The organism is Nocardia sp. alder85J (assembly GCF_020176955.2).
In the GTDB taxonomy this organism is placed as follows: Bacteria; Actinomycetota; Actinomycetes; order Mycobacteriales; family Mycobacteriaceae; genus Nocardia.
In genome coordinates, this window is record NZ_JAIUCZ020000019.1 from 86,546 (window position 1) to 94,032 (window position 7,487).

The following is a 7,487-nucleotide window of genomic DNA, read 5'->3' on the forward strand; positions in this document are numbered from 1 at the left end:
GACAGAGTCACAGGCGACTCGGGGCGGAGGTGCGCGTCGGCGGCCATCGCGTGATCCTATCCGCCGGTCGTGGCGGTCGAGACACTGCCCACACTCGGAATGCCGAGGCTGGTACCGGTTTTCGCGGTGAAGAAGCTAGGCAGGTGACACCCTCCGCGGCACGCGTCGGCCACGGCGCACCCTACGCAGGTGGATCGGGTGGTGACGGCCGTGTGGACGCGGTCGGTGAGCGTAGGCCAGAGGTCGGCCAGCCGGTATTCGGCGAGGCGGCCGAAGTAGACATTGCTGTGCGGGCAGTTGCGCAGCTGGCCGTCGTAACTGACGCTGGCCCAAACCATTCCGGATTCGCAGTGCCCCACAAGTTGGGAGAACCGCAGTGCGAGGGTGGGGTCGTCGGCGTGCAGTGGGGTATCGGTGTCGGCGGCGCAGAGTTTCTGTGCGCAGGGCCAGGCGACCGTCATCCCGGCGCATTCGGTGGCGGTGAGGTCGTCGATCTCGCGCATCAACGGCAAGGTCACCGAGACCGGCACACCGTAGCGGTCGTCATGGCGTCCGGTCGGTACGTACCGCATGATGCCGAATTCACGGACGCCGAGGCGGTACGCATCGCGGATGACGTCGAGCACCCCGGGGATGTTCTCTTTGACGAGGGTGAGCTCGGCGACCACGTTGATCCCTGCGTCCAGCAACAATTGCATCGCGGTGATGGCCTTGTCGTAGGCGCGGGGATGCCCGGTGAGATCATTGTGCTGGTCGCGGTCGCCATGGATCGAGACCAGGGCGCAGCGGACGTTGGCGGCAGCGAGTCGCGCGGCGCGGTCGGCGGTGATGAAGTGGCCGTTGGTGAACACCACCTGGTACAGACCGAGAAGGCCGCCGTGCTCGAAGATACGCATGGCGTCGGGATGCAGCAGTGTTTCGCCGCCGCTGTAGCGGATGACGTAGCAGCCTTGCGCGGCGCACTGGTCCAGGATCTCGATGGCCAGATCGGTGGGCAGGTGTTTTTCCGGGAGCTGGCGGACGGCTTTTCGAATGTCGTTGTCGGACAGCGTCGGATCGATCTTCCACACGTTGTAGCAGAAGCCGCAGTTCCAGTTGCAGACCGCGGTGAGCTCGATCTCCAGGCGCAGCGGGAAGTCCAAGGTCGTGTCGAAGCGCTTGTCTATCTCCAGTAGCGACCGGTCGGGGCTGTCCGTCTTCGGTGCCGGTGGTGTCGTCAGTGCCGCGACGAGGGCGTCGAGGTCGGCGGCGACTTGACCCGAGTTGGCGTGGAATCGCTGGCTGAGGGTGCTGACGATGGTGTCCCGGTCCCTGCCGGCGAAGATTTCGTCGATCATCTGCTTGGCGACGGTGTTGCGCAGCCGGTGGAAGACCCCAGCCCGGGGGTCGAACAGGAGGCCCAGGTCGGGGCGGTAGCGCAGCATCGAAGGAACGGTGTCGAATGTGGTGGTCATGATGCGGCCCGGCTTTCGTGGCGTGGATCGAGGCGGGCGAACAGCGCCCGGACGTCGGCGGCGACTCGAGTGGCCGGTGCCCGGTATTCGGCCGCGAGGGCAATCGCGATTTCCTCGGCTGTGCGGCCGGCGTAGGCGAGGTCGACCGCGCGAGCTGCGGAGGCGTTGGTGAGGCGCAGACAGTTGTCGGTCTGCCAGTTGTGCAACAGCTGGTCGGCGCGGCGATATCGGTAGTGGCGCGCAATCCATTGCGGGCTACCGGGTTCCGCAGCATCGATCGCCCGGTAGATGGCCTTGGCTTCGTCCAGGTGGCCACGGACCGACCGCCGATCCAGCAGGCGCTGCGCATAGTCCGCGACAGGGACGTCGGTGATCGTGATTCCCCAGCCGATCATCTGCTGGAGGTAGGTCGACAACATCACATCGACCAGGCTGAAGGCACCGACCGTGTACGGTCCGCCATGCCGGTCGAGGAGTGCCGCGACCGTGTCGCAGACCCAGTGTGCCTGCTCCACCGCCGACGGCTCCGGCCTCGAAAACCGCTTCGGTTGTAGCGATTTCGCGTAGGTGGCATCGTTCATCAGCACAGGCAGGTCCTGAGCAGCCCAGGCACACAATGACCGCACCTCAGCACGCTGGTCCGCGGTCGTCCCGAGCAGGGAACACCCGGAGGTCGACGCGATGTCGTCGAGGTACTCGGCGATCGCGAGAACGTCACCAGCCACGGCGTGTGTGTCGGTGTCGACCAGTACCGGCACCCGCGGCAGTGTCTCGATCACAGATCCGGCGAGCAGGCCCTCGGCATCGAGGGCCTGCAGGCCGGCGAACTGGCAATGGCATCCCGCGCGGGACTCGCGTTCCGGTGGTATGTCGTCGACGGTGAGCACGCCCTCGGACGTCTCGGTGGTCGGCCAGTCCAATTCAACGAGACGTTCCACGAAGGGAACCTGCTTCTCCCGCAGAGCTATTCGGCCGCGCATCGACCATCCCGAAAAGTGCAAATCGCCGATATACAAGATCAGCATCAGGTCCCCTCCGATCTGGATTACGTCAAACAGTCTGAGTAACAACAGCCTTCGAGCCCTAGCCATCTCGGCCCGAGTGAGCAGGTCAGTTGCACTGGCGGCTGATGAGCAACTTCGTCTCGACCTCCGGCGACTCGTATTCGCCGGTGACGGCAGCGATCTCGTCGTCCATGGTTACCCTCCTTCCCAGGTGATGCGGACTCTGCCGAGTCTCGCGGGCCCGGTCGTATCGAGCCATCCCCCTCGGCTGCCGTGTCGGTGGACACCGGACGTCAGTTCTGGACAGTTTCTGGACACGTGGTTGGCGTGGCGATGGAATATCCGCGGTACAGGCGAGGTCGGTTGGACATATCGTGGACAGATGGTGCTCAGCTCGCCGCCGTCGATCGACCAGGTCAAAGAGTGCTTGATCAAACTGCGCCAGGGCCCGGCGCTCGCACGTCCGACTACGCTGCTGACCGCGCTGGATACGCCGGTCCGCGACTACCTCTGCCACGGACGCCCGCACATTCCTGGGTCCGCAGACCAGGTGGCACTACTCGACGCGACTATTCGATCGGCCATCGGACTGCTCTCCGACACCGAGCGACAGTTTGCTGAGGTGGATTTCAACCTCGTCAACGACCATCGCTTCCCGACACTGACCGAACGTCAGGAATCGCTGGCCAGCCATCAGAAATGCGCAGCAAAGACCGTGCGCCGGCACGCCGCCAGAGCGCTGGACACCCTCGCCTACCTCCTGATCGCCAGCGGTACAACGGAAACGAAGCTCCTGCCCGCCGGACAGGAGCCGGCCGAATCCCGGCCCGAACCCGCCAGCGGTCCCGAGAACCTCGCCGATACGCTCCGCGCATTCTGGCGCCTGAGTCCGAACGCGAAGGTCGATATCGTGTGCTCCGAAATACCCGCCGACGAACGACCCGACTACGCATCCCCGGCCGACCGGAACTACCTCCGGTACGCGAAATTCGCCGACCTCGACACTTTGATCTATATCCGGACACGGCTGGCCCAGCTCGCCCCGACCGTGGTTGTGCGCGACTTCGCACCCTCGGAGCACTACGACACTCACGCGGACGTCCTGGTCGTGATCGGAGGGCCACCATGGAACGCCAAATATCGAGAGTTCCTGCCGCAGTTGCCGTTCCACTTCGAACCACACCCACTCGGCGAGGACGACCCCTTGGTGGTCCCTGCACTCGACGGCCTTTCCCTCGCCCCTCGCTGGACATCCCGAGGTGAATTGATCGAAGACCTGACGGTATTGACCCGCCTCACTGTCCAGGGCACCACCGTGTTCCTACTCGGCGGGTGCCTCACCCTCGGCGTGCTCGGCGCCGCCCGCTGCCTGATGGACGCCGACCGCGGACCCGCCAACGCCACCTATCTCACCGACCGGCTCGGCGACAACGACTTCGTCCTCGTCACCGAGGTGCGGCGCGTCGGCGGCATCACCGATGTCGCCGACTTGACGATGATCGAGCCACTCCTGGTCATCACCCGCAGTGCCGGCGAAGGCTGGGGAGTAGTCACCGACAACACCAAACGGTTCGCAAACCGACAGCACACCGGAAGCTGAGCACCGTGATCACCGTTCGTGACATCGCCACCTACGTGGTGAACCTGCCGCGCAGGCAGGACCGGCGAGCCTGGATCCACGCGAGTCTCCCGGACGACCTCACCGTCACCTACACCTCGGACTTCGATCGCAGCTTCGACGGCCGACACCTCACCCTCGCCGACCTCGAAGCAGACGGCATCGAACTCTTCGACTGGCAAATCGACTCCAGCAACTCATGGTGGAACCGCCCTCTGAAGTTCGGCGAAATCGGCTGCACCCTTGCCCATCTTGCCTGCTGGTCGCACGCAGCCGACCACACCGACCAGCCATACGTTCTCGTCCTCGAAGACGACGCCGTCCTGGGCACCGCGTTCACCGAGAACCTACTGCACGGACTGAATCGCCTCCGGCAGGAGGCGGCGCCGTTCGAGCTGCTGTATCTGGGCCGGTACCCCCTCGAACCTGATCGCCAGGCTGCTGTCCCGGGGTTCGTGGTTCCTGGGTATAGCCACTGCAGCTACGCCTACCTATTCACCCGGACCGCTCTCGCGACGCTACTTGCCGTCGGCTTGCGGCAGGCCATCGTCCCAGTCGACGAATTCCTTCCCGCGCTCTACGTTCCACATCCCCGCGAGGACTTGCGCACACGGTTTCCACCTCAGCTCACTGCATTGGCGTTCGATCCGCCGCTGGTTACCCAGCGCCCGAAAGAGGTCGCCGGCAGCGATACCGAGGACTCCGGCTTCGTCGATACATCCGCGCACAGCGGAGCCTAAGCTCGTGACTGGCCAGACCAGTGTGCGATCAGCGCGGAAAGCCTTCGACCCGACCACTTCTCGATCGGTGTATGCCGATTGAGACCGGTCACGACGTGCTCCGGTGGGACGTCCTTGGTCACCACAGCGCCAGCAGCGACATAACTCCGTGGCCCGACCGCCACACCACCGACCACCCTGGCACCGAAACCAACTATCGAGTCGGCGGCGATAACCGGCGGGGCCTCGTCAACGCCCCACCAGCCCAAGTCCGGTCGCGAATATTCGTGCACCAAGTCGCCCATAACCGTGGCGCGGTCACCGATAACCGTTGCGTCGCAGATGAATCCGGCAACACAGGCATCCTGCCCGACTTGGACCCGATCGCAGATATACGCACCGTGAACGACGCGGGTCCGGTCCCCGAACCTACAGCCGTAGCCGATCCGAGCACGATCCTCGACCACGCAGTCGATACCGAATCGGGTGCCCTCGTGGACAATGACATGGTTGAAGACCAGGCAGCGATCGCCCATCACCACCGGATCGCCAATCGAGCTTTCACCACGTTGAGCCGCCCGAATGCGGGCTTCTTTCGGATACCCGAACACGCAGTGCTCGCCCACAACCGCTGCCTCGCCGAGGCGGACCGGCGCATACAGGCTCTGAAGGTTCATGCCATCACCGCAGACTGCTCCACCAGCCAATCGGTCGTCACCGAGATCGCTTCGTCCTCCCGCTCTCGTGAATCGAAGCCATGATCAGAGCCGGAGATGGTGTGCAGCAACACCTTTTCCCGCCTACCAGCAGCATCTGCGGCGATTGGATACGAGACCGCCGAATCTTTGTCGCCGTGCACGATCAAGGCCGGGACACTGCTGGCCAGGAACTGCTCCGACGGCCGGTAGCGGTCGAACTCGCAGAACAGCACTCGTCCGAGCTCGAACGCACCATCAACGACCAGAAACCCTTTGTCGCGCAGACGCTCCTGCGCCTCGGGCCCGAAATTCTCTACGCCCCAGGGCAACTCCGGCGCCAAGAAGGTATGACGAAGGTCCAGCACTGGATTCCACAGCACAAGCCGATGAAGACGATCCTCCAACCACGGCAGCGACAACGCTGTGGAGACAGCACCGAAGCTGGCCGCCACGACCGACACCGGTCCCGTGAAGCGCTCGGCCACAAGAGTCACAGCGGCCTGCAGATCGAGGCACTCGCCCGCGATCGTCACCCCGCGCTGCGTTCCACCGCTGCCGCCGTGGCCACGAAACGAGAAGCGGGCCACATCGAAACCGGCCGCCACCAGTCGCTCCGCCAGCCGGACGAACATGCCTCCTCCCTCATCCATGTCCACGGTGACGCCGTGCACCAACAGGACGACACCGCGGCACGGCGAGCTCACAGCCGGGTGCAGCGCAGCCTCCAGCCGTATTCCATCCACTGAGATCAACTCGACACGTTGCATCCACCGACTCCGTTTCCACGGTCATCCGACGTCGCCCACAGAGCATCCATCGTCTCGTGAGACACCACAGTGCACAATTCGCGCGACGACGCGAACGTCATGTTGACGATCGTCCGGCGACCGCGAGCAATCGGGTGTACCCGATGCAGAGTGGTGTTCGTCCGCATCACGTAGACATCGCCAGCCAGCACGTCGAGCCGACGCACCTTACGCTCACGAAGGGTTTCTTCCACATCCGGGCGCGCCTTGTCCCAGACGGTGTCAGGCACGCACTCGACGAACCCGCCATCGGCCGGCGGGGGGCACTCGGCTACCCACACGAGCGCGAAACTGTAGTCGTCCCAGTGCCATCCGTGAGTGTCGCCAGCCCGATCGAGCTGTGTGATCACAAACTGCTCCGGCTCATGCGGACAGCGATGCACGGGCTCACCGACCACTATCGGCAGCCAGTCCAACATGACGGTGGATCGGTACAGGGACGGAATCACCGATCCCCCTGCCTTGATCGCTGCGCGCGTGACGTTCCACATGCGCCGCGGGGTACACCCAGATTCAGGTATCGAAAGCTCACGGCGAACACCTGCGTCCCTAGCCAAGCCAACAGCTTCCACACCTACCGCATGCCGGACCTGAGCGGGGATCAGCGGCGTAACCACCGCAAACCCCAACTGCGCGAAATCTTGCCGCGCCGAGGCGGCCAATGGATCTCCAGCTCTCGAACGATTTCGAGGCATGGCCTGGCACATTGTCATAATGATCAGGCTCTCCCACGCTTGCACGCAAGCCGTGTCCGGGTCCATCTCTGTACGCCGTCCGGGCGCCTGGTTCGTCGCCGAACCTTCTTGCGCCATTGTGGGTCTGATCGGATCCGACCAAGAGGGGAGCCTTACGACAATCTGAGAAGAAATCGTCGCGCTACCCGTCGAGATGGTCGTAGCGCGAAGGATTCGCTGAGCGGGCCACTGCCGACCTCGTGCCACACAGGGTGCCGTGATACGCGATGATGTTCTCGTGACGCACCGGCTGCTGCAGACTGTGCGCCTGTTCGGACGGCGCGCACGGGCTCGCGCTGGGCGTCCAACATCCATCGTCGAGTGAGCCCTGTAAGGAGCCGTGTGAGCACCCTCGGTAGCTTCATTTGGTCGATTGCCGACCAACTTCGGGGTCCCTACCGCCCCAACCAGTACGGCAACGTGATCCTCCCGCTCACGATCCTGCGGCGCCTAG

At 64.2% G+C, this 7,487-nt stretch carries 9 protein-coding genes; 3 read left to right on the top strand and 6 right to left on the bottom strand.

Going from position 1 to position 7,487, the window contains the following annotated elements; all coding sequences use genetic code 11:
• Window positions 1-56: 56 nt before the first annotated feature.
• Genes LBW94_RS42820 through LBW94_RS42830 form a run of 3 tightly spaced genes read right to left on the bottom strand, consistent with a single transcriptional unit; the run spans window position 57 to window position 2,717 of the window.
• Window positions 57-1,454 carry a radical SAM/SPASM domain-containing protein gene (locus LBW94_RS42820; RefSeq protein WP_225062545.1) on the bottom strand — a complete coding sequence of 466 codons (1,398 nt, stop codon included), beginning with the start codon at window positions 1,452-1,454 and terminating at the stop codon, window positions 57-59.
• Window positions 1,451-2,545, bottom strand: a complete 1,095-nt coding sequence (locus LBW94_RS42825) for a glutathione S-transferase family protein (RefSeq protein ID WP_225062544.1) — start codon at window positions 2,543-2,545, stop codon at window positions 1,451-1,453. The genes LBW94_RS42820 and LBW94_RS42825 overlap by 4 nt, the downstream gene beginning before the upstream one ends.
• 19 nt (window positions 2,546-2,564) lie before the next feature.
• The gene (locus tag LBW94_RS42830) at window positions 2,565-2,717 is read right to left on the bottom strand and encodes a hypothetical protein (RefSeq protein ID WP_225062543.1); all 153 of its coding nucleotides are present in this window, start codon (window positions 2,715-2,717) and stop codon (window positions 2,565-2,567) included.
• Window positions 2,718-2,840: 123 nt separating this feature from the next.
• On the opposite strand from LBW94_RS42830, the gene LBW94_RS42835 reads away from it, so the two are divergent.
• Together LBW94_RS42835 and LBW94_RS42840 are read left to right on the top strand one after the other, a co-directional pair.
• Window positions 2,841-4,058 (top strand): hypothetical protein, encoded by a 1,218-nt coding sequence (locus LBW94_RS42835; protein ID WP_225062542.1) that lies wholly within the window; start codon window positions 2,841-2,843, stop codon window positions 4,056-4,058.
• A 5-nt stretch (window positions 4,059-4,063) separates the two neighbouring features.
• Entirely contained in the window at window positions 4,064-4,816 is a 753-nt protein-coding gene (locus LBW94_RS42840; protein WP_225062541.1) for a glycosyltransferase family 25 protein, read from the top strand.
• Here the strand turns inward: LBW94_RS42840 and LBW94_RS42845 are convergent.
• From LBW94_RS42845 to LBW94_RS42855, 3 genes are read right to left on the bottom strand one after another with little or no spacing between them, the layout of a single operon-like run.
• Window positions 4,813-5,472, bottom strand: a complete 660-nt coding sequence (locus tag LBW94_RS42845; protein ID WP_019928565.1) for a hypothetical protein — start codon at window positions 5,470-5,472, stop codon at window positions 4,813-4,815. The genes LBW94_RS42840 and LBW94_RS42845 overlap by 4 nt on opposite strands.
• Complete coding sequence (locus LBW94_RS42850) at window positions 5,469-6,260, bottom strand: alpha/beta hydrolase (protein WP_225062540.1); 792 nt, start codon at window positions 6,258-6,260, stop codon at window positions 5,469-5,471. Before LBW94_RS42850 ends, LBW94_RS42845 begins: the two co-directional genes overlap by 4 nt.
• Window positions 6,242-6,790, bottom strand: coding sequence for a hypothetical protein (locus LBW94_RS42855; protein ID WP_225062539.1), 549 nt, complete (start codon window positions 6,788-6,790; stop codon window positions 6,242-6,244). Before LBW94_RS42855 ends, LBW94_RS42850 begins: the two co-directional genes overlap by 19 nt.
• 585 nt (window positions 6,791-7,375) lie before the next feature.
• Here LBW94_RS42855 and LBW94_RS42860 point away from each other — a divergent pair.
• On the top strand, window positions 7,376-7,487 hold a 112-nt coding region (locus LBW94_RS42860; RefSeq protein WP_266273506.1), incomplete at its 3' end, for a type I restriction-modification system subunit M N-terminal domain-containing protein.

Bases quoted from the DNA above. Each gene is read 5' to 3' on its own strand.
- LBW94_RS42820 (WP_225062545.1), bottom strand. From the start codon at position 1,454: ATGACCACCACATTCGACACCGTTCCTTCGATGCTGCGCTACCGCCCC.
- LBW94_RS42825 (WP_225062544.1), bottom strand. From the start codon at position 2,545: ATGGCTAGGGCTCGAAGGCTGTTGTTACTCAGACTGTTTGACGTAATC.
- LBW94_RS42855 (WP_225062539.1), bottom strand. From the start codon at position 6,790: ATGTGGAACGTCACGCGCGCAGCGATCAAGGCAGGGGGATCGGTGATT.
- LBW94_RS42850 (WP_225062540.1), bottom strand. From the start codon at position 6,260: ATGCAACGTGTCGAGTTGATCTCAGTGGATGGAATACGGCTGGAGGCT.
- LBW94_RS42845 (WP_019928565.1), bottom strand. From the start codon at position 5,472: ATGAACCTTCAGAGCCTGTATGCGCCGGTCCGCCTCGGCGAGGCAGCG.
- LBW94_RS42830 (WP_225062543.1), bottom strand. From the start codon at position 2,717: ATGGCTCGATACGACCGGGCCCGCGAGACTCGGCAGAGTCCGCATCAC.
- LBW94_RS42835 (WP_225062542.1), top strand. From the start codon at position 2,841: ATGGTGCTCAGCTCGCCGCCGTCGATCGACCAGGTCAAAGAGTGCTTG.